Raw genomic sequence first — 19,000 nt, forward strand, 5'->3', positions numbered from 1 at the left:
CGTGGGCAAGGCGGTGGCCACGATCGCCGGCCCAGGGGGTGCACAGGCTGCCGGTCAGGTGCGCGCCGGGGCCCGCCACGGGCAGCGCCGCGACCTGGCGGAGCGCCAGGTCGCGGTCGGCGTCGGCAAGGCCCGCGATCGCCTCCTCGGCCGTGCCGCCGTGGTGCAGGGTGCGCAGCATCTCGTAGCGCAGCCGCCGGTTGGTCCACGCCTGGGAGGCGACCACCCCGGCGGTGGGCACCAGGGCGGGCACGGCGTTGCCCACGGCGAGCGAGCAGCTCGCCGTGGCGGCGCCGAGGAGGCGGGAGTCCGCGCTCCTGGCGATCACGGTGTAGGTCACGAGCACCTCCTGGCCGTCGGGACGGCCGTTTCGTCGTACCGGGTCGTTGTCCCGCCGGCCGCGGCGGACCGGGTGCTCCCGGCGCGCCCGGGACGGCGGGTGTGGTCGGGGGGCGTCCCGCCTGCATAGGGTGGGAGGACACCGACGACCAGGTGTGCACCGGCAGGGCGGCCGGATCCGGCCTGCCGGAGCCCACGGGGCGGACGGCTCATTCCTACCACCGGGAGGCGGCCCATGGCACGCGGAGCACGGATCGTCGGGCTGGCCGCCGCCGCGGGACTGGCCCTGAGCGCCTGTTCGGTGGGCGAGGGCGTTGACCTCGCGGGGGCCGGGGAGCTGGACACCGACGACTACCTCCGGGTCGCCATCGCCGGGGAGCCGGACCAGCTGGACCCTCACAACACCAGCGCCTACTTCTCCTTCCAGATCCTGGAGAACGTCTACGACACCCTGGTGGAGCCGGACGAGAACCTCGAGATGCAGCCGGCCCTCGCCGAGTCCTGGGAGGTCAGCGAGGACCAGCTGTCCTGGACGTTCCGTCTGCGCGAGGACGTCGTCTTCCACGACGGCTCCCCGTTCACCGCCGAGGACGTCGTCTACTCCTACGACCGGATCATCGACGAGCAGCTGGCCAACGCCTACCGGCTGTCCGCCGTCGAGGACGTCGTGGCGGTGGACGAGCACACCGTGCGCATCGACGTGTCCCAGCCGACGCCCGCCCTGCTCGCCGCGATCGGCGGGTACAAGGGCATGGCCATCGTCGAGCAGCAGAACGTGGAGAGCGGGGACGTCCAGCTCGACCCGGTGGGCACCGGCCCGTTCGAGGTGGTGGGCAACACCGCCGGCACGGCCGTGACCCTGCGGGCCAACGACGACTACTGGGGCGAGGGGCCCCACGTGCCGGGGGTCGTCTACCGGTTCATCTCGGAGGGCAGCACCGCGCTCGCCGACCTCACCGCCGGGGAGGTGCACTGGACCGACTCCATCCCGCCGCAGCGGGTGAACTCCCTGCGGCAGAACCCCGACGTCGAGGTCGCCGGGGTCCCCTCGACGGACTACTGGTACGTCACCATGAACCAGGCCCGCCCGCCCTTCGACTCCCCCGAGGCGCGCCTGGCCGTGGCCCGGGCCATCGACCGGGAGGCCATCGCCCAGGTCACCTGGTACGGCAACGCCACGGTCAACCAGACCGCCGTCCCGGAGACCTCGGTCTGGTACCACGAGTACGCGCCCTTCGAGCAGGACCCGGAGCGGGCCCGGGAGCTCGCCGAGAGCTCCGGGCTCACCGGGGAGACCATCGACCTCATGGTCACCAACGAGTACCCGGAGACGGTCACGGCCGCCCAGGTGATCGCCGCGAACCTCTCCGACATCGGGGTGTCCACGAACATCCGGACCCTGGACTTCGCCACGTGGCTCGACGAGCAGGCGCAGGGCAACTTCGACATGCTGCTGCTGGGCTGGCTCGGCAACGTGGACGTGAACGACTACTACTACAACCAGCACCACTCGGAGGGCTCCAACAACGCCCAGGGCTACAGCAACCCCGAGGTCGACCGGCTGCTGGAGGCCGGGCGCACCGAGACCGACCCGGACGCCCGCAAGGAGTTCTACGACCGGGCGGCGGAGCAGATCGTGACGACGCCAGCTACGTCTACCTCTACAACCCCGACGTGGTCCAGGCCTGGGCCCCCGAGCTGCAGGGCTACGAGGCCCGCCCGGACCGGGCGATCCGGTTCAAGGACGTCCGGCTCGAGGAGGACACGGAATGAACAGCCCGCTCCTGAGATTTCTCGCCAAGCGCCTGCTGCACACCGCGGTGGTGCTCTTCGGGGTGCTGGTCGTGGTCTTCGCGCTCCTGCAGCTCGTCCCCGGCGACCCGGTGCGGGTGGCCCTGGGCACCCGGTTCACGCAGGAGTCCTACGACGCGCTGCGCGAGGCCTCCGGGTTGGACCGGCCCCTGCTGGTGCAGTTCTTCGCCTACGTCGGCAACGCCCTGACGGGGAACCTCGGGGTGAGCTTCCGCAGCGGCGAGCCGGTGACGCTCATCCTCCTGGACCGCCTCCCGGCCACCGTGTCCCTGGCCCTGGCCGGGATCGCGATCGCGCTGCTCATCGCCTTCCCGCTCGGCACCTGGGCCGCCCTGCGCCGGGGTTCCGCGGCGGACGGCGGGATCCGCGCCGTGAGCCAGTTCGGCGTCTCGGTCCCCGACTTCTGGCTGGGGCTGCTGCTGATCATCGTGTTCTCCACGATGCTCGGGCTGCTGCCGCCTTCCGGCTACGTGCCCTTCACCGAGGACCCGTGGGGGTGGGTCCAGCGGGTGATCCTGCCGGGCCTGGCCGTGGGGGTGGTCTCCGGGTCGATCATGACCCGCTACGTGCGCTCGGCGGTGCTCGACGTCGTCGGCTCCAACTACGTCCGCACCGCCCGCTCCAAGGGGCTGCCGCGCCGGGCGGTCGTCGGCCGGCACGTGCTGCGCAACGCCCTCGTGCCGATCCTGACCGTGGCGGGCGTGCAGGCGGCGACGATGCTGGGCGGGCTCATCGTGATCGAGGTGGTCTTCGCGTGGCCGGGGCTGGGGCGGCTGGTGTTCGACGCCGTCGCGGCCCGCGACTACCCGGTGGTCCAGGGCACGGTGCTGCTGATCGCCCTGATGTTCCTGCTCATCAACTTGCTCGTGGACATCCTGTACGCCGTCGTCGACCCGAGGATCCGTGTGTCATGACCACCTCCCGGACGCCCCCGCCCGAGCGCCGCGCCCCGAGCGCCGGCCCCGCCCGCACCGGACCCGTGCCCGGTCCGGCGGAGCTCCCCGAGGAGACCGCCCGCACGGGCACCGTGCGGATGCTGGTCTCCAACAAGGTCACGGCGGCGGGACTGGTGATCCTGCTGCTGGTGGTGCTGCTGGCGCTGTTCGGGCGCTGGATCGCGCCCTACGGCGCCAACGACATCGACGTGGTCAACGCCCTGCGCCCGCCCTCGGGCGCGCACCTGTTCGGCACCGACGAACTGGGCCGGGACGTGTTCTCCCGGGTGGTGCTCTCCGCCCGCGTCTCGCTCACCGTGGGGCTCGTGGCGGTGGGCATCGCCCTGGTGGTGGGGGTGGCCGTGGGGCTGGTGGCCGGCTTCTTCGGCGGCTGGCTGGACACGGTGATCATGCGCAGCGCCGACGTGCTCTTCGCGTTCCCCATCCTGCTGCTGGCCATGGCGATCGTGGCCGTGCTCGGGCCCGGGCTGACCACGGCGATGATCGCGATCGGGGTGGTCTACACGCCCATCTTCGCCCGGATCACCCGCGCCTCCACGCTGGCCGTCCGCGAGGAGCTCTACGTCAAGGCCTCGGTGTCCGTGGGGGCGTCCAACGGGCTGATCCTGCGCCGGCACGTGCTGCCGAACATCATGGGCCCGATCACCGTCCAGACCTCCCTCTCGCTGGCCTTCGCGATCCTCTCCGAGGCCGCCCTGTCCTTCCTGGGCCTGGGCATCCAGCCCCCGGAGCCCTCCTGGGGCCGGATGCTCTACGACGCGCAGGCCTTCATCTACGACGCCTGGTGGATGAGCGTGTTCCCGGGCCTGGCGATCTTCCTCACCGTGCTGGCGTTCAACCTCGTGGGCGACGGCATGCGCGACGTCCTGGACCCGCGCCAGCGCACCGCCGACGAGATCCGCAGGAGCGCCTGATGCCCACGACCGAGCACCGCCGGCCCGCCCCGCCGTCCCCCACCGGAGGGGACGTGCTGCTGGACGTGCGCGACCTCGCCGTGCGCATCGGCCCGGCCGAGATCGTCAACGGCGTGTCCTTCTCCGTCCCCCGCGGGGGCACCCTGGGCATCGTGGGCGAGTCCGGCTCCGGGAAGTCCATGACGGTGCTCGCGGCCACCGGGCTGATCGACTCCCCGCCCGCTCGGGTGAGCGGGCAGTCCCTGCTGGACGGCCAGGACATCGTGGCCATGGACCCCCGGCGGCTGCGCGGCGTCCACGGCAAGCGGATCGGCTTCGTCTTCCAGGACCCGTCCACGTCCCTGAACCCCGTGCTGACCGTCGAGCAGCAGCTCACCGAGGCCCCGCGCTTCCACCTGGGCCTGACCCGCCGCGAGGCCCGCCGCCGCGCCCTCGAGCTGCTCGAGGCCGTGGGCATCCCCGACCCGCAGTCCCGCCTCGCCTCCTACCCGCACCAGCTCTCCGGCGGGATGAAGCAGCGCGTGATGATCGCGCTGGCCCTGGCCTGCGACCCCGAGCTGCTCGTGGCGGACGAGCCGACCACCGCCCTCGACGTCACCACCCAGGCCCAGATCCTCGAGCAGGTCAAGCAGCTGCAGGCGTCCCGCGGGATGAGCGTGATCTGGATCAGCCACGACCTCGGGGTGGTCGCCGGGATCGCGGACCGGGTGGCCGTGCTCTACGGCGGGCAGGTCGTGGAGTCCGCGCCGCTCGAGGAGCTCTTCACCGACCCCCGCCACCCCTACACCCGGGGGCTGATGGCCTCCCGGCCGCAGACCGCCGGCCGCAAGGGCGAGCTCGCCGTGATCCCCGGCAGCCCGCCGGACCCCAAGCACCTGCCCCAGGGCTGCCTGTTCTGGGACCGCTGCCCGGTCCGCGGGAACCCCCGCTGCGAGACGGAGCGCCCGCCGGAGACCACGGTGGGCCCGGAGCACACGGTGCGCAGCTTCTACGGCGCGGAGCGCACCGGCCGGACAGGAGGAGCCCGATGACCGACGACGAGCGCCCGCTGCTGAGCGTGCGGGACCTGCAGGTCCGCTTCCCCGTCACCACCGACCGGGGCAAGGGCGTGGTGCACGCGGTGGCCGGGATCGACTTCGACATCCACCGGGGCCGCACCGTGTCCCTCGTGGGCGAGTCCGGCTCCGGGAAGTCCACGGTGGCCAACGCGCTGATGCACCTCGTGGAGCCCAGCGCCGGGACCGTGCTGCTCGACGGCCGGGACATCACCTCGGTGCGGGGCAAGGAGCTCAAGGCCCTGCGCCGGCGGATCGCCATGGTGTTCCAGGACCCGTTCGCGTCCCTGGACCCGCGCCAGCACGTCTCCCGCGCCGTCGAGGAGCCGCTGGAGGTGCACGGCCTCGGCGGGGACCGGGCCGGCCGCCGCCGCCGGGTGGCGGAGCTGTTCGAGCTCGTGGGGCTGTCCGGCCGGTTCCTGGACCGGTACCCCCACGAGCTCTCCGGCGGGCAGCGCCAGCGCGTGTCCATCGCCCGGGCGCTGGCAGGGGAACCGGACCTGATCATCCTCGACGAGGCCACCGCCTCGCTGGACGTCTCGGTGCAGGCCCAGATCATGAACCTGCTCAACCGGCTGCAGGGCGAGCTCGGGCTCACCTACCTGTTCATCGCCCACGACCTCGCCGTGGTGGAGCACATGAGCGACCACGTGCTGGTGATGTACCTGGGACGGCTGATGGAGGACGGGGACGTGCAGGACGTCTTCGACGCCCCCGCCCACCCCTACACGAAGGCCCTGCTCGCCTCGGCCCCCGCCGCGGACCCGGTGGCGGAGCGGCGGCGGAGGACCGCGCCGCTGGAGGGAGAGGTCCCCTCCCCCCTCCACCCGCCCTCCGGCTGCGTCTTCCGCACCCGCTGCCCGTGGGCGGCCGACGAGTGCGCCGGCACCGTGCCCGTCCCGGTGCCGCCCCCGCCGCACCCGAGCGCCGGGCCGCAGCCGGAGCACGGCGGCCGCGGACCCGCCGTCCGGGAGCACGTCGCCGCCTGCATTCGGCTGCCGGAGGTGCGGGCGTCGTCGGGCACGGGCACCCCGTCCCCGGAGGTCCCGCCCACCGGGGCGCACTCCGCGACGACCCCGGCGGGCGCGACGCGCACCGCGCCGTGGGACGCCGGCGCCCCCGATCCCTGATCCGGAGCACGACCGACCCGACCACCTTGGAGCCGAGATGAGCGACCGACCCTCCGTCCCCGGAGCACACGTGCGGGACGACGACACCACGCCGCGCGACGGCGGTGACGCCGACCTCCTGTCCCCCGGGGAGCTGGCCCCCGCCGAGCACCGGAAGACGCACCGGATCCGGTGGGCGGGCCTGGTGGCCGGTCTGGCCCTGTCCCTGCTGGTCTACGCCGTGCTGCCCGCGGACCTGGCCCACCCCGCCAAGCTCACCGCCGCCACGGCCGTCCTGATGGGCGTGTGGTGGATGACCGAGGCGATCCCGATCCCGGCCACCGCCCTGCTGCCGCTGATCGTCTTCCCCGTGCTCGGGGAGGACGTGGCGGTCGACGACGTCGGGGCCTCCTACGGCAGCAACATCATCTTCCTGTTCATGGGCGGGTTCCTGCTCGCGCTGGCGATGCAGCGCTGGAACCTGCACCGCCGGATCGCCCTGCGCACGGTCCGGGTGATGGGGACCCGGCCGGCCCGGATGGTGGCCGGGTTCATGGTCGCCACGGCCTTCCTCAGCATGTGGGTGTCCAACACGGCCACCGCGGTCATGATGCTGCCCATTGGCGTGTCCGTGCTGCTGCTGCTGCCGAATCTGCTGAAGGACTCCGGGCCGGGCTCCGAGGGCGCGACGGAGGGCGCCCTGCAGGACGCTGAGCTGGGAGACGCGGACCCGCAGAGCACCGAGGTGAAGGAGGCCGTCATCACCTCGGACTTCGGGACCTCGCTGATGCTGGGCATCGCCTACGCCGCCTCGATCGGCTCGCTGAGCACGATCATCGGCACCCCGCCCAACACGCTGATGGTCGGTTACCTGCAGGAGGCCCACGGCATCACCGTGGGCTTCGGCCAGTGGATGCTCGTGGGCGTCCCGCTGTCCGTCGTCATGCTCGGCATCGCCTGGTTCCTGCTCACCAAGGTGCTGTTCAGGCCCGAGATCGACGAGATCCCCGGGGGCCGGAAGCTGATCGACGGCGAGCTGCGCAAGCTCGGTCCCATGTCCACCGGGGAGAAGCTCGTGCTCGCCGTGTTCGTGCTGGCCGCGCTCAGCTGGGTGTTCGTGCCCGTCCTCTTCGACGACCCGCCGATCAGCGACGCCGGCATCGCCATGGCCGTGGGACTCCTGCTGTTCCTGCTGCCCGCCGGCGCCCGGCGCGGGGTCCGGCTGCTGGACTGGGAGACCGCCGTCAAGCTGCCCTGGGGCGTGCTCCTGCTCTTCGGCGGAGGCCTGGCCCTGTCCTCCCAGTTCTCCTCCTCCGGGCTGACCGACTGGATCGGGGAGGGCGCCGCCGCCCTGGGGGCGGTCCCGGTGGTCCTCGTCGTCGCGATCCTCGCGGCCGGCATCCTGTTCCTGACGGAGCTCACCAGCAACACGGCCACGGCCGCCACGTTCCTGCCGGTCTCCGGCGGAGTGGCCCTGGGGCTCGGACTGGACCCGATGCTGCTGGCCGTCCCCGTGGCCCTCGCGGCCACGTGCGCGTTCATGCTGCCGGTGGCCACGCCGCCCAACGCGATCGCCTTCGGCTCCGGCTACGTGACCATCGGGCAGATGCTCCGCGGCGGGCTGTGGCTGAACCTCATCGGCATCGCCCTGGTCACGCTCGTCACGATGACCCTGGCCACCTGGGTGTTCGGCATCGTGTACTGACGGGGACCCGGCTCAGCCGCCGGTCCCGCCGTCGTGCTCCAGCTCGGCCAGCACCGGGAAGTGGTCCGAGGCCCACACCCCGCCCGGTCGCTCGGCCAGGACCCGGGAGCCCAGCACGCGGACGGGGCCGCCGTGCAGGATCCAGTCCAGGCGCGGCGTCCTCGCCCCCGGCGGACGGTAGCGGTGGAAGGTGCCGGGGGCGTCCGGGGGGAGGGTGTCGCGCAGCCCGCCGGCCACGGCGGCGTCCCACGTCCGGGACCGCCCGGCGGCCGCGTTCCAGTCCCCGAGGAGCAGCAGCGGCCCCTCCCAGCCGAGGAGCAGCCCCTGCAGGGCGGCCAGCTGCCGCAGCCGGGCGCGCTCCGGCCACGGGTCCAGATGGGTGGCGACCGCCCGCCAGGCCACCCCGGTGCGCCGGTCCGTGAGGTCCGCGAGGACCGCGGTGCGCGGAAAGGCGTCCCCGGCCCCCCGGGAGCCCGGGACCTCCGGGGTGCGGGACAGCCACCGCTGCCGCCACCGGTCCACCGTGAAGCGGGTGGTGTCCACGGCCAGCACGCAGCGCTCGCCGCGTCCACCGGCGTCCCGGCCCGTGCCGAGGAGGACGTGCCCCGGTCCCAGCGCGTCGCGGAGCGGGTGCAGCTGCTCCGGGTGGACCTCCTGGAGGGCGGCCAGGTGCGGCCGGTGGGCGCGCAGCAGGGCCTGCACCGCCGGCGCCCGGGTGAACCACGCGTCCGGGGCGCCGCGGCGGTACCGCGGCAGGGGGCGGCGGACGTTGAAGGTCATGACCGTGAGCACGCCCCGGCCCCGCGGACCGCGGGGGTCGGCGGGGCCGGGGCGACCGGTGGCTGCCACGGTGGCGGCAGGTTCCGCTGCGCGGACGACGGCGTGGACTACTGCGCGGCGGACTCGGCCGCGTCCTGCTCCGTGCGGGCGCCGCCGCTGTTCTCGAGGTGGGCGCGCATGAACCACTGGAAGAGCTCGAGCTCCTTGACCTGGCCGATGAGCATGTCCTCGGTGACGGGATCGAGCTCCCCCACCTTCTGGATGGCGTCCCGGTGGTCCTCGATGATCCCGTTGTAGACGAGGTCCAGGGCCGCGAGGTGCTCCACGGCGGTGGCGCGGTGGACCGAGTAGTCGTCCCAGGTGCGGGCCCGCACGAGGTCCCCGGGCAGGCCGCTGGGGCCCACGCCCATGGTGGCCATCCGCTCGGCCAGCTCGTCGACGAAGCCGCGCACGAGCTCGATCTGCGGGTCCAGCATCTCGTGGACGGAGATGAAGTTGGGCCCGACCACGTTCCAGTGGGCGTGCTTGAGGGTCAGCTGGAGGTCGTTGAGCGCGTGCAGGCGCTGCTGCAGGGTCTGGGCGACCTCGTGACCGTTCTCCGTGGACAGGCCGGGCACGGTGTAGGGGGCGGCGCTCTGGTTCGTGGTGGCCATGGGATCGTCTCCTGGTTCCGGCCGCCGCCGGACGGCGGCCTCGATCGACAACAGTGGGCGGCCCGCCGGAGCGGGCCCTCCCGACCCACTCTCCCACGCCCCCCGAGGACTGTCAGCACCCTGTCCATTCGCTGAGCGCGATATCCGCCCCCGGCCTCCCCTCCCCGGAACCCTTGCCAGGACCCCGGAGCCGCTGGTGGGATGGGACCATGACGATCCCCGGCAACCAGCTCCCCGACGACCCGCACCTGGCCGACGACGTCGGCGTGCCCGACACCCCGGCGCGCGACCTCGAAACCGCCCAGGACCCGCTGGGCCAGACCAACGCCGGCCAGCGCGTCCCGAGCGCGGGCGACGCCGAGGACCCCGCCGACCCGGACTTCGGCGCCGGCGCGGACGGTCCCGGCCCCACGGCCGGGGACTGAGCCGCACCGGCCGCGCTCCGCGTCCGGCCACCGCTACCCTGGGCCCATGAGCACCCGGGGCACCAGCACGCGCGGCATCACCGAGGCCACGGGCATCCCGTGGGAGACCTGGACGGCCCGGCTCGAGGCCCACGGCGCCCGCCGGATGAGCCACGCCCAGATCGCCGGGCACCTGGCGGAGCAGCTCGACGGCGTCGTCGCCAATCCGGGGTGGTGGGCCCAGCAGATCACGGTGGCCTACGAGCAGCACATCGGCGCCCGGCGCCCCGGCCAGGCCGGGGACGGGAGCTGGGCCGTCAGCGCCGGCCGGACCGTGCCGGGCACGGCGGACGAGGTGCTGGCCCGCTGGGAGGACCTCATGGGCGGAGCCGCCGAGGTCGCCGGCGTGGCCTCCGAGGGCCCACCCGGCACCAGCGCCACCGGGACGTGGCGGTACTGGCGGGTGCGCCTGGTCGACGGCTCCCGGGTCACGGTGCACCTCAGGGCCAAGGACGACGACCGGTGCACGGTGGGCGTGAGCCACACCGGACTGGCCTCCCCCGAGGACGTCGAGCACCGGCGGGCGTTCTGGAAGGAGCGGCTGCGCGAGCTCTGAGGCCCCCTCCGCGCCGAACTTGTGGCGTGCATCACTTCTCGCCTACGGTGACCCAGGTACCTGAGACGAGGAGTATCGGATGAATCTGCCCTATCCGCACCTGCTGTCGCCCCTGCAGCTGGGCGGCACGACCCTGCCGAACCGGGTGCTCATGGGCTCGATGCACACCGGACTCGAGGAGCAGCCCGGCGGGTTCGAGCGGCTCGCGGCGTTCTACGCGGAACGGGTGCGCGGCGGCGTCGGGCTCATCGTCACGGGCGGCGTCGGGCCCAATCCCGAGGGCGCCACCCGCGCCGGCGGCGCCCTCCTGCGCACCCCCGAGGAGGTGGCTCGGCACCGCCTGGTGACCGAGGCCGTGCACGCCGAGGGCGGGCGGATCGCGCTGCAGATCCTGCACTCCGGCCGCTACGCCAAGGCCCCGGCCGCGGTGGCCCCCAGCCCGCTGCGCGCCCCCATCAGCCCGGTGGTCCCGCACGAGCTCACCGGCGAGGAGATCGAGCGGACCATCGAGGACTTCGCCCGCACCGCGGCCCGGGCCCGGGAGGCCGGCTACGACGGCGTGGAGATCATGGGCTCCGAGGGCTACCTCATCAACGAGTTCGTCGCCGCCGAGACCAACCACCGCACCGACGAGTGGGGCGGGTGCTGGGCGAACCGGATGCGCCTGCCCGTCGAGATCGTCGGCCGCGTCCGCGAGCGCACGGGCCCGGAGTTCCTGCTGATCTACCGGCTGTCGATGCTGGACCTGGTCCCGGGCGGCTCCACGGTCGAGGAGGTCGTGGAGCTGGCGCGGGCGGTCGAGGCCGCCGGGGCCACGCTGCTCAACACCGGCATCGGCTGGCACGAGGCCCGGATCCCCACCATCGCCACGGTGGTCCCCCGGGGCGGCTTCTCCTGGGTGACGCGCCGGCTGAAGGGCGAGGTCGGGATCCCGCTGGTCGCGGTGAACCGCATCAACACCCCGGAGACGGCGGAGCGGGTCCTCGCGGAGGGCGACGCCGACATGGTCTCCCTCGCCCGGCCGCTGCTCGCGGACCCGGACTTCGTGGCCAAGGCCGCGCGGGGCCGCGCCGACGCCATCAACACCTGCATCGCCTGCAACCAGGCCTGCCTGGACCACACCTTCGCCGGGCGCACCGCCTCCTGCCTGGTCAATCCGCGGGCGGGCCACGAGACGCTGCTGCGCCTGGGGCCCACCCGCCGGGCCGAGCGGATCGGCGTGGTCGGGGCCGGCCCCGCCGGGCTCGCCTTCGCGGTCGGCGCCGCGGAGGCCGGCCACGCCGTGACGCTGTTCGAGGCCGAGGAGCACATCGGCGGGCAGTTCTGCATGGCCCTGCGCATCCCCGGCAAGGAGGAGTACGGCGAGACCCTGCGCTACTACGGCGTGCGGCTGGCGGAGCTCGGGGTGGACGTGCGGCTGGGGACGCCCGCCACGCCCGCGCACCTGGACGGCTTCGACCGGGTGGTGCTCGCCACCGGTGTGGTGCCGCGGGTGCCCGCGATCGAGGGCGTGGACCACCCCTCGGTCGTGGGCTACCGGGACGTCCTGCAGCACGGCGCACCGGTCGGGCGGCGGGTCGCCGTCCTGGGCGCCGGGGGGATCGGCTTCGACGTCGCCGAGTACCTGCTGCACTCCCCCGGCACCGGGACCGACTTCTACCGGGCGTGGGGGGTGGACACCACGCTCGCCGCCCGCGGCGGCCTGGTCCCGCCCGCACCGCCGCGCCCTGCCCGCGAGGTGACGCTGCTGCAGCGCTCCCCCGGCAAGCCCGGGGCCGGCCTGGGCCGCACCACGGGGTGGATCCACCGGGCCTCGCTCAAGGCCGGGGGCGTGCGCACCCTCAGCGGCGTGAGCTACCGGCGGATCGACGACGACGGGCTGCACCTCGCCGTCCCCGGACCCGACGGCGCCGCGGCCGTGGAGCAGGTGCTCGCCGTGGACACCGTGGTGCTGTGCACCGGACAGGAGCCGCTGCGGCAGCTGCACGACGCGCTGCTCGCCGCCGGCCACGACGCCGGCGCCGTACCGGTGCACCTCATCGGCGGGGCGGACGTGGCGGCCGAGCTGGACGCCAAGCGGGCGATCCGCCAGGCCACGGAGCTCGTCGCCGCCATCGGCTGACCGGTCCCCGTCCCGGGACCCCGGCGGGGGGCGGCACCGGCGCGGCACGGGTGCCGTGCGGGACCGGGCCCGGGGTGCCACGATGGGACCAGCCCCGCGGAAAGGACCTCCATGCAGCTCGATCTCCTGCTCGTCAACGCCACGGTCCGCACGATGGACCCCGCCCGGCCGCGGGCGTCGAGCTTGGGGGTGCACGGAGGGCGGATCGTGGTCCTCGACGACCCCGGGGTCCCGGCGGCCGAGACCGTGGACCTGGGCGGGGCCACGGTGCTGCCCGGGTTCGTGGACGCGCACTGCCACACCACGTGGTTCGGGCTGGGACTCGCCGAGGTGGACCTGTCCGGATGCACCTCCCTGGACCGGCTCTACGATGCCCTGGAGCGGGGCATGGCCGCCAAGCCGCGGGACGAGGAGTGGCTCATGGCCACCGGCTTCTACCCGGCCACCGTGGGCGGGGCCCTGCCCGACATCGACGTCCTGGACCGCATCACCGGCAGCACGCCGCTGTTCGTGCGGCACACGTCCGGCCACGCCGCGGTGGTGAACTCGGAGGCGCTGCGCCGTGCCGGGGTGCTCACCCCCGGCACCCCGGACCCGGTGGGCGGGCGAGTGGTGCGCGACGACGCCGGGCGGGCCACCGGCCTGGTCGAGGAGACGGCCCAGGCGATGGTCCAGGAGCTGTTCCGCCCGTACCCGCTGGGCAAGATCGTGGCCGCCCTCGATCGCGCCACCGCCCGCTACGCCGCCGAGGGCATCACCACGTTCGCGGAGGCCGGGATCGGCGGCGGCTGGATCGGGCACAACCCGGCCGAGCTGCTGGCCTACCAGCGGGCCCGCGAGGAGGGCGCCCTGCACGCCCGCGCGCAGGTGATGCCCGTGCTGGACGTGCTGCACGAGATCGGCGGGCTGGGGGACGGCTCCGCCCGCGGACTGGACCTCGGGCTGCGCACCGGGTTCGGCGACGACGAGCTCGTGCTGGGGCCGGTGAAGGTCTTCGTCGACGGCTCGCTGCTCGGGGAGACCGCCGCGGTGACCGAGGCGTTCTGCGGCAGCGGGCACTCCACGGGGTACTTCCAGGAGAACCCCGAGCAGATGGCGGCGGCGGTCCGGGAGGCCTACCGGGCGGGCTGGTCGGTGGCCGCCCACGCGATCGGGGACCGGGCCATCGACTTCGCGATCGACGTGATCACCGGGTGCCAGGACGCGCACGGGCGCCGCCGCTTCCCCAACCGGATCGAGCACGCCAGCATCACCCGCCCCGACCAGCTCGCGCGGCTCGCCGCCGCCGGGATCTGCGTCACCCCGCAGATCGGCTTCCTGCGCCCCATGGCCGTGCAGTTCCGCCGGCTGCTGGGCCCGCAGCGCACGGACTGGACCTACCGGGGCCGCAGCTTCCTCGACGCGGGCGTGCGGATCGCGGGCAGCTCCGACCGCCCGGTCGCCGACGGCGACGTGCTGCGCTCCGTCCAGGCCTGGACCGACCGCCTCGACGGGGACGGGCGCCGCTTCGGCCCCGCCGCCGAGCGGCTGGACGTCATGGAGGCACTGGCCGCCTACACCTCCGAGGCCGCGGCCGCCCTGGGCATGGCCGACCGGATCGGGTCCCTCGCCGTCGGCAAGCAGGCGGACCTGGTGGTGCTCGAGCAGGACCCGGTGGAGGTGCACCGGCGCGGGGAGTCGGTGGAGCACATCGGCGTGCGCGCCACGTGGCGCGGCGGCCGACTCACCCACCGGGCCGGTTGAGCCGGTAGCCTGCTGCCCCGTGGACGACTCCGTGACCGACTCCGTGACCGACTCCGTGGGCGGGCGCCCGGGTCCCGTGCCCCCGCCCGTGCGCTGGGCGACCGCGGCCGAGCTGTCCTCCGCCCAGCTGTACGGCCTCCTGCGGCTGCGCACCGACGTGTTCGTCGTGGAGCAGGCCTGCCCCTATCCCGAGCTCGACGGCCGGGACCTCGAGCCCGGCTGCCGGCACGGCTGGATCGAGCGGGACGGGCGGGTGCTCTCGACGCTGCGGCTGCTCGTGGAGGACACCCCGGACGGGTCCGCGCTGCTGCGGATCGGCCGCGTGGCCACCGCCGCGGACGCGCGCGGGCAGGGTCTCTCGGCCGCCCTGCTGCGCGCGGCGCTGGCCCGCTGCGGTCCGGCCCCGGTCGTCCTCGACGCCCAGGCACACCTGGAGGGCTGGTACGGGCGGTTCGGCTTCGCGCGCGCCGGGGAGACGTTCCTCGAGGACGGCATCCCGCACGTGCCCATGCGCCGGTAGGCCGCTCAGCTCTCGACCAGGATCCCGTCCTCGTCCGCCCACACGGTGCGGCCGGGGCGGAAGGTCACGCCCTCGATGACGACCGGCACGTCCTGCTCCCCGACGCCGTCCTTGGCGGACTTGCGCGGGTTGGAGCCCAGCGCCTTGACCCCCAGGGGCAGCCCGGCGAGGGCGACCCGGTCCCGGACCGGACCGTTGACGATGACACCGGCCCAGCCGTTGCGCACGGCGGACTCCGCGATCATGTCCCCCATGAGGGCGGTGCCCATCGAGCCGTGCCCGTCCACCACCAGGACCGCCCCGTCCCCCGGGGAGTTGAGCACCGCCTTGACGAGGCCGTTGTCCTGGAAGCAGCGCACCGTGCGGACCGTGCCGGTGAAGGCGCGCACCCCGCCCAGGTCGAGGAACTGGCGCGGGCAGGACATCAGCTGCTCCCCGCGCTCGTCGTAGAGGTCGGCGGTGGTGAACGGGCGCGGATCGGTCATCTGCTGCTCCTCGGCATGCGGTGGCGGTCTCGGTGCCAGCCTAGTCAGCGGCGCCCGGCGGGCGGGCCGCCGCGCGCTCCTCCGCCCCCGCGGCGGTGGAGCCGGTGGCCGTGCCCAGCGGGAGCTCCTCGATCAGCAGGGACAGCACCAGGCACGCCGCGGCCACCGGCAGCCCCCACAGGTAGAGCGGAGGCAGGGCCTGGGCGAAGGCCTGGGCCACCGCCTCCTGCGCCGGGGCGGACAGGGAGGCGAGCACCTGCGGGCTCAGCGCGTTGACGTCGGCCCCGGCCGGGGACGAGACGTCCCCGAGGGCGCCGTCGAGCCGGGCGACGAACACCGAGCCGAACACCGCGATCCCGAAGGAGGCGCCGGTCTGCCGGAAGTAGTTCGAGGCGGACGTCGCGGCCCCCACGTCCGCCGGCGGCACGGCGTTCTGCACGATCAGCACGAGGTTCTGCAGGAGACAGCCGATCCCCAGACCGATCACGGCCATGCCGGTGGCCGTCAGCGCGTAGGGGGTGCTTTCGTCGATCGTGGAGAGCAGCACGAGGCCCGCGGCCATCACCGCCGAGCCCAGTACCGGCCACAGCCGGTAGCGGCCGGTGCGCGCGATGCGCCGCCCCGTGCCGATGGTGCCGGCGAGCATCCCGGCCGTCACGGGGATCATCATCAGACCGGCCGCCGTGGCCGAGGCGCCCTCCACCATCTGCAGGTACGTGGGCAGGTAGGTGATCGTGGCGAACATGATCACGCCCATCCCGACGGCCGCCGCCGTGGGCACCACGAAGTTGCGCACCCGGAACAGGTGCAGCGGGATGATGGGTTCCGCGGCACGGCGCTCGACCAGTACGAACATCCCCGTCAGCACGGCGACCGCCCCGGCCAGCCCGAGGATCGGCGGGCTCGCCCAGGGGTGGACGGTGCCGGCCCAGGTGGTCAGCAGCACGAACGCGACGCTGCCCGCGGCCAGCAGCGCGGTCCCGAGCACGTCCAGCCGCACGCGACCGCGCGGGACGTGCGGCAGGTGCAGGAAGCGCGGGATGAACACGAGCGTGACCAGGCCCAGCGGCAGGTTGATGCAGAACACCCAGCGCCAGCTCACGAGGTCGGTGAGGAACCCGCCCAGCAGCGGCCCGCTCACCGAGGCGAGGCCGAAGGCCGCCCCGATCACGCCCATGTACTTCCCGCGCTCGCGCGCAGGGACGAGGTCCGCGATGATCGCCTGCGCCCCGATCAGCAGACCTCCGCCGCCGAGGCCCTGCAGGGCACGGAACACGATGAGCTGCGTCATGTCCTGGGCTGCGCCGGCCAGGACCGAGCCCAGGAGGAAGACCACCACGGCCACGAGGAAGATCCGCTTGCGCCCGTAGAGGTCGCCCAGCTTCCCGTAGACCGGCAGGCCCACCGTGGCCGCCAGCACGTACGCCGTGACCACCCACGAGATGCGGTCCAGCCCGTCGAGGTCCCCGACGATCGCGGGCAGGGCGGTGGCCACGATGGTCTGGTCGAGGGCGGCCAGCAGCACGGCCATCAGCAGGCCGAGGAACGTGAGCCGCAGCTGCCGCTGCCCGGAGCGCCCCGGGGCTCCTGTCACCGGGTCAGCGATCGACCTTGACGACGGAGCCGTTGGCCACGTTGACGTACACGTCCACGGACGTCCCGTCGGGGTCGTCGACGTCGACCTCCCAGACGGTGGTGCCGTCCTCCGTGTCGAGCTGGGCGCCGTCGAGCGTGCCGTCCACCTCGTCCAGCGCGGTCCGGACGGCGTCCTCTAGCGGGACCTGGACCTGGGCGACCCGCTCGCGGTCCTCCTGGTCCAGCTGGTCGTCGCCCTCCTGGGGGGTGACCTCGGAGCCGTCCTGGGAGACGTCGACCTCCTTCTCCCGGTCGCCGACGGCGAGCTTGACCTCCCAGCCCTCCTCGCCGTCCTTGCGGTCGATCTCGAACACCTGGCCTCCCGTCACGGCCTCCTCGGCGGCGACGACCGCGCCCACCACGGCGGCGGCCTCGCCCCCGGTCTCCGGCGAGGAGGTCGAGGTGGCGGTGCCCGACGGTGAGGCGCCGGGGCTCCCGTCGGCGGTGGCCGTGCCCGAGGGCGTCGCGGACGGGCTCTCGTCGCCGGTCGCCGTGCCCGACGGCGTGGCCGAGGGGCTCCCGGCGCCGGTCGCCGGGTCCCCGGTGCCGGTGGGCTCGGCGGGAGCGCTGGTCGCGGCTCCGTCCGTGGCCTCCGCCCCACCTCCGTCGCCACCACCGCCGCCGTCACCGCACCCGGCGAGCAGCAGCGCCGAGAGCGCGAGCGCGGTCAGGGACAGGGCCTTTTGATCAGTGTGCTTCATACCAGGATTCTTCCCCCGGCGCGGCGTCCTGGCAAGGGGCCCGCCGCCGCGCCTGCCGCCGTCGACGCGGCTCCCAGGCACCACGTCTACTATCCTGGAGAGCGCCTGACCCGAGACCGGGGGCTTGCACACCGCGATCGACGCCAGGAAGGAGGCGGCATGGGATTCCTCGAAAGCCTCGAGAAGAACATCGAGAAGGCCGTCCGCGCCGCCTTCACCACGGGCTCCCGCAAACGGGTGGAGGCGGTCGAGATCGCCAGCGCACTGCGCCGCGAGCTCGACCAGGAGGCCTTCACGATCTCCGCCGGGCGGACCATGGCCCCCAACGTGTTCGTCGTGGAGTTCTCCGACGAGGACTTCCCCCGCGCCCAGGACTGGGGCACGCCGCTGGCCGAGGAGCTGTGCGACGTCGTGATCAAGCACGCGCGCAGCCAGGCCTACACGCTGCAGGGAGCGGTGAAGGTCTCCTTCACCCACAACCCCGAGGTCGAGGCCGGCGAGTTCCGCGTGCACTCCTCGGCGCAGCGCACCGCCGAGTCCCCGAACACGCCGGCCACCCCCAGCGGGCACCGGATCGCCCGCGGCCACCGCGACCCGGAGGACGAGCCCACGCAGGTCGCGCCCGCGCAGGCCGCGTCCGCGCGGCGCTGGATCCCGGTGCTCGACGTCGAGGGCGAACGGTTCTCCATCAACGCGGACTCGATCGTGCTGGGCCGGTCCGCCGAGGCGGACATCACCGTGGAGGACACCGGGGTGTCCCGCAAGCACCTCGAGATCCGCCGGCAGGGCGAGCACTTCCTGGCCGTGGACCTCGGCTCGACCAACGGTTCCTACGTGGACGGGGAGCGGGTGATCGGCCGCTCCGAGCTGGTCAACGGTTCCGTGATCACCATGGGACGGACCCGGATCACGTTCCGCCTCCTGACCCCGAAGGGGAACCGCTGAATGTCCGAGCTGACCGTCACCCTCCTCCGCTTCGGGTTCCTGGCCCTCCTCTGGATCTTCATCTTCAGCATCGTGGCCAGCCAGGGTCGTGACCTGGCAGTCGGCGGGAAGCTCCCGGCCGTCCTGGGCCGGTCCCGCGCCGCGGCCGCACCGGCGGCTCCCGAGCCGACCGCGCCGCCCGCCGCCGGTCCCGGCACGGGCCAGCAGCGCTCCCGCCCGCAGACCCTCGCGGTGCTGGAGGGCCCGCTGCAGGGCCGCAGCTACGCCCTGGGCAACGCCCCCGTCCTGCTGGGCCGCTCCCCCGAGGCCACCGTCCCCCTCGGCGACGACTACGCCTCCGGGCGACATGCCCGGCTCTTCCCGCAGGGCTCCCGCTGGTTCCTCGAGGACCTCGGTTCCACCAACGGCACCTTCGTGGGCCAGCAGCGCCTCTCCCGGGCCGTGCCCCTCGACGCCGGGACCCCGTTCCGGGTGGGCAAGACCGTCCTGGAACTGAGGTCCTGACG

At 74.0% G+C, this 19,000-nt stretch carries 18 protein-coding genes and 1 pseudogene; 13 read left to right on the forward strand and 6 right to left on the reverse strand.

Annotation, left to right across the window (positions count from 1 at the left end; translation table 11 throughout):
- The coding region (locus ABL57_RS22555) for a DUF1028 domain-containing protein (RefSeq protein ID WP_047805160.1) at nucleotides 1-340 on the reverse strand (340 nt) is incomplete at its 3' end.
- 477 nt (nucleotides 341-817) lie between these two features.
- Between ABL57_RS22555 and ABL57_RS23235 the strand changes: the two are divergent.
- From ABL57_RS23235 to ABL57_RS19595, 6 genes and pseudogenes are all read left to right on the forward strand, one after another.
- Nucleotides 818-1,801, forward strand: a pseudogene (locus ABL57_RS23235) (ABC transporter substrate-binding protein); the annotation flags it as partial.
- A gap of 307 nt (nucleotides 1,802-2,108) precedes the next feature.
- On the forward strand, nucleotides 2,109-3,065 hold the full coding sequence (locus ABL57_RS19575; protein WP_047805161.1) for an ABC transporter permease: 957 nt from the start codon (nucleotides 2,109-2,111) through the stop codon (nucleotides 3,063-3,065).
- Nucleotides 3,062-4,021 carry an ABC transporter permease gene (locus ABL57_RS22785; RefSeq protein WP_083664996.1) on the forward strand — a complete coding sequence of 320 codons (960 nt, stop codon included), beginning with the start codon at nucleotides 3,062-3,064 and terminating at the stop codon, nucleotides 4,019-4,021. Before ABL57_RS19575 ends, ABL57_RS22785 begins: the two co-directional genes overlap by 4 nt.
- On the forward strand, nucleotides 4,021-5,052 hold the full coding sequence (locus tag ABL57_RS22790; RefSeq protein ID WP_047805162.1) for an ABC transporter ATP-binding protein: 1,032 nt from the start codon (nucleotides 4,021-4,023) through the stop codon (nucleotides 5,050-5,052). The genes ABL57_RS22785 and ABL57_RS22790 overlap by 1 nt, the downstream gene beginning before the upstream one ends.
- Nucleotides 5,049-6,206, forward strand: a complete 1,158-nt coding sequence (locus tag ABL57_RS19590) for an ABC transporter ATP-binding protein (RefSeq protein WP_075871570.1) — start codon at nucleotides 5,049-5,051, stop codon at nucleotides 6,204-6,206. The genes ABL57_RS22790 and ABL57_RS19590 overlap by 4 nt, the downstream gene beginning before the upstream one ends.
- A gap of 37 nt (nucleotides 6,207-6,243) precedes the next feature.
- Complete coding sequence (locus tag ABL57_RS19595; RefSeq protein WP_082157606.1) at nucleotides 6,244-7,890, forward strand: DASS family sodium-coupled anion symporter; 1,647 nt, start codon at nucleotides 6,244-6,246, stop codon at nucleotides 7,888-7,890.
- A 12-nt stretch (nucleotides 7,891-7,902) separates the two neighbouring features.
- On the opposite strand, the gene ABL57_RS19600 is transcribed toward ABL57_RS19595, so the two are convergent.
- Both ABL57_RS19600 and ABL57_RS19605 read right to left on the reverse strand, forming a co-directional pair.
- Nucleotides 7,903-8,739: an endonuclease/exonuclease/phosphatase family protein gene (locus tag ABL57_RS19600; protein WP_047805164.1), complete on the reverse strand. Its 837-nt coding sequence runs from the start codon at nucleotides 8,737-8,739 to the stop codon at nucleotides 7,903-7,905.
- Nucleotides 8,740-8,777: 38 nt separating this feature from the next.
- A complete protein-coding gene (locus tag ABL57_RS19605) occupies nucleotides 8,778-9,323 on the reverse strand; it encodes a Dps family protein (protein WP_047805165.1) in 546 nt (181 codons plus the stop codon).
- 209 nt (nucleotides 9,324-9,532) lie between these two features.
- Here ABL57_RS19605 and ABL57_RS19610 point away from each other — a divergent pair, with 209 nt between their 5' ends.
- From ABL57_RS19610 to ABL57_RS19630, 5 genes are all read left to right on the forward strand, one after another.
- Complete coding sequence (locus ABL57_RS19610; RefSeq protein ID WP_047805166.1) at nucleotides 9,533-9,748, forward strand: hypothetical protein; 216 nt, start codon at nucleotides 9,533-9,535, stop codon at nucleotides 9,746-9,748.
- Nucleotides 9,749-9,794: 46 nt separating this feature from the next.
- Nucleotides 9,795-10,343, forward strand: a complete 549-nt coding sequence (locus ABL57_RS19615; RefSeq protein ID WP_047805167.1) for a hypothetical protein — start codon at nucleotides 9,795-9,797, stop codon at nucleotides 10,341-10,343.
- A gap of 79 nt (nucleotides 10,344-10,422) precedes the next feature.
- Nucleotides 10,423-12,465 (forward strand): NADPH-dependent 2,4-dienoyl-CoA reductase, encoded by a 2,043-nt coding sequence (locus ABL57_RS19620; RefSeq protein ID WP_047805168.1) that lies wholly within the window; start codon nucleotides 10,423-10,425, stop codon nucleotides 12,463-12,465.
- Between the two features lie 111 nt (nucleotides 12,466-12,576).
- A complete protein-coding gene (locus ABL57_RS19625; RefSeq protein WP_047805169.1) occupies nucleotides 12,577-14,208 on the forward strand; it encodes an amidohydrolase in 1,632 nt (543 codons plus the stop codon).
- A 19-nt stretch (nucleotides 14,209-14,227) separates the two neighbouring features.
- Entirely contained in the window at nucleotides 14,228-14,728 is a 501-nt protein-coding gene (locus ABL57_RS19630; protein WP_338130222.1) for a GNAT family N-acetyltransferase, read from the forward strand.
- A 5-nt stretch (nucleotides 14,729-14,733) separates the two neighbouring features.
- On the opposite strand, the gene rraA is transcribed toward ABL57_RS19630, so the two are convergent.
- Genes rraA through ABL57_RS20950 form a run of 3 tightly spaced genes read right to left on the reverse strand, consistent with a single transcriptional unit; the run spans nucleotide 14,734 to nucleotide 17,549 of the window.
- Entirely contained in the window at nucleotides 14,734-15,213 is a 480-nt protein-coding gene (rraA, locus tag ABL57_RS19635; protein WP_047805170.1) for a ribonuclease E activity regulator RraA, read from the reverse strand.
- A gap of 40 nt (nucleotides 15,214-15,253) precedes the next feature.
- Nucleotides 15,254-16,807 carry an MDR family MFS transporter gene (locus ABL57_RS19640; RefSeq protein WP_238986142.1) on the reverse strand — a complete coding sequence of 518 codons (1,554 nt, stop codon included), beginning with the start codon at nucleotides 16,805-16,807 and terminating at the stop codon, nucleotides 15,254-15,256.
- A gap of 4 nt (nucleotides 16,808-16,811) precedes the next feature.
- A complete protein-coding gene (locus ABL57_RS20950) occupies nucleotides 16,812-17,549 on the reverse strand; it encodes a PepSY domain-containing protein (protein ID WP_053005213.1) in 738 nt (245 codons plus the stop codon).
- Between the two features lie 159 nt (nucleotides 17,550-17,708).
- Between ABL57_RS20950 and ABL57_RS19650 the strand changes: the two genes are divergently transcribed.
- Together ABL57_RS19650 and ABL57_RS19655 are read left to right on the forward strand one after the other, a co-directional pair.
- Complete coding sequence (locus ABL57_RS19650; protein WP_047805172.1) at nucleotides 17,709-18,494, forward strand: DUF3662 and FHA domain-containing protein; 786 nt, start codon at nucleotides 17,709-17,711, stop codon at nucleotides 18,492-18,494.
- On the forward strand, nucleotides 18,495-18,998 hold the full coding sequence (locus ABL57_RS19655; RefSeq protein ID WP_047805173.1) for an FHA domain-containing protein: 504 nt from the start codon (nucleotides 18,495-18,497) through the stop codon (nucleotides 18,996-18,998).
- Nucleotides 18,999-19,000: the final 2 nt, after the last annotated feature.

Source organism: Kocuria sp. SM24M-10, assembly GCF_001027955.1.
In the GTDB taxonomy this organism is placed as follows: Bacteria; Actinomycetota; Actinomycetes; order Actinomycetales; family Micrococcaceae; genus Kocuria; species Kocuria oceani.

Excerpts from the sequence above, each read along its gene's own strand:
- ABL57_RS19655 (WP_047805173.1), top strand. The coding sequence starts at position 18,495 with ATGTCCGAGCTGACCGTCACCCTCCTCCGCTTCGGGTTCCTGGCCCTC.
- ABL57_RS19650 (WP_047805172.1), top strand. The coding sequence starts at position 17,709 with ATGGGATTCCTCGAAAGCCTCGAGAAGAACATCGAGAAGGCCGTCCGC.
- ABL57_RS20950 (WP_053005213.1), bottom strand. The coding sequence starts at position 17,549 with ATGAAGCACACTGATCAAAAGGCCCTGTCCCTGACCGCGCTCGCGCTC.
- ABL57_RS19590 (WP_075871570.1), top strand. The coding sequence starts at position 5,049 with ATGACCGACGACGAGCGCCCGCTGCTGAGCGTGCGGGACCTGCAGGTC.
- ABL57_RS19620 (WP_047805168.1), top strand. The coding sequence starts at position 10,423 with ATGAATCTGCCCTATCCGCACCTGCTGTCGCCCCTGCAGCTGGGCGGC.
- ABL57_RS19605 (WP_047805165.1), bottom strand. The coding sequence starts at position 9,323 with ATGGCCACCACGAACCAGAGCGCCGCCCCCTACACCGTGCCCGGCCTG.
- ABL57_RS19615 (WP_047805167.1), top strand. The coding sequence starts at position 9,795 with ATGAGCACCCGGGGCACCAGCACGCGCGGCATCACCGAGGCCACGGGC.
- ABL57_RS22790 (WP_047805162.1), top strand. The coding sequence starts at position 4,021 with ATGCCCACGACCGAGCACCGCCGGCCCGCCCCGCCGTCCCCCACCGGA.
- ABL57_RS19595 (WP_082157606.1), top strand. The coding sequence starts at position 6,244 with ATGAGCGACCGACCCTCCGTCCCCGGAGCACACGTGCGGGACGACGAC.
- ABL57_RS22785 (WP_083664996.1), top strand. The coding sequence starts at position 3,062 with ATGACCACCTCCCGGACGCCCCCGCCCGAGCGCCGCGCCCCGAGCGCC.
- ABL57_RS19610 (WP_047805166.1), top strand. The coding sequence starts at position 9,533 with ATGACGATCCCCGGCAACCAGCTCCCCGACGACCCGCACCTGGCCGAC.
- ABL57_RS19575 (WP_047805161.1), top strand. The coding sequence starts at position 2,109 with ATGAACAGCCCGCTCCTGAGATTTCTCGCCAAGCGCCTGCTGCACACC.
- rraA (WP_047805170.1), bottom strand. The coding sequence starts at position 15,213 with ATGACCGATCCGCGCCCGTTCACCACCGCCGACCTCTACGACGAGCGC.
- ABL57_RS19625 (WP_047805169.1), top strand. The coding sequence starts at position 12,577 with ATGCAGCTCGATCTCCTGCTCGTCAACGCCACGGTCCGCACGATGGAC.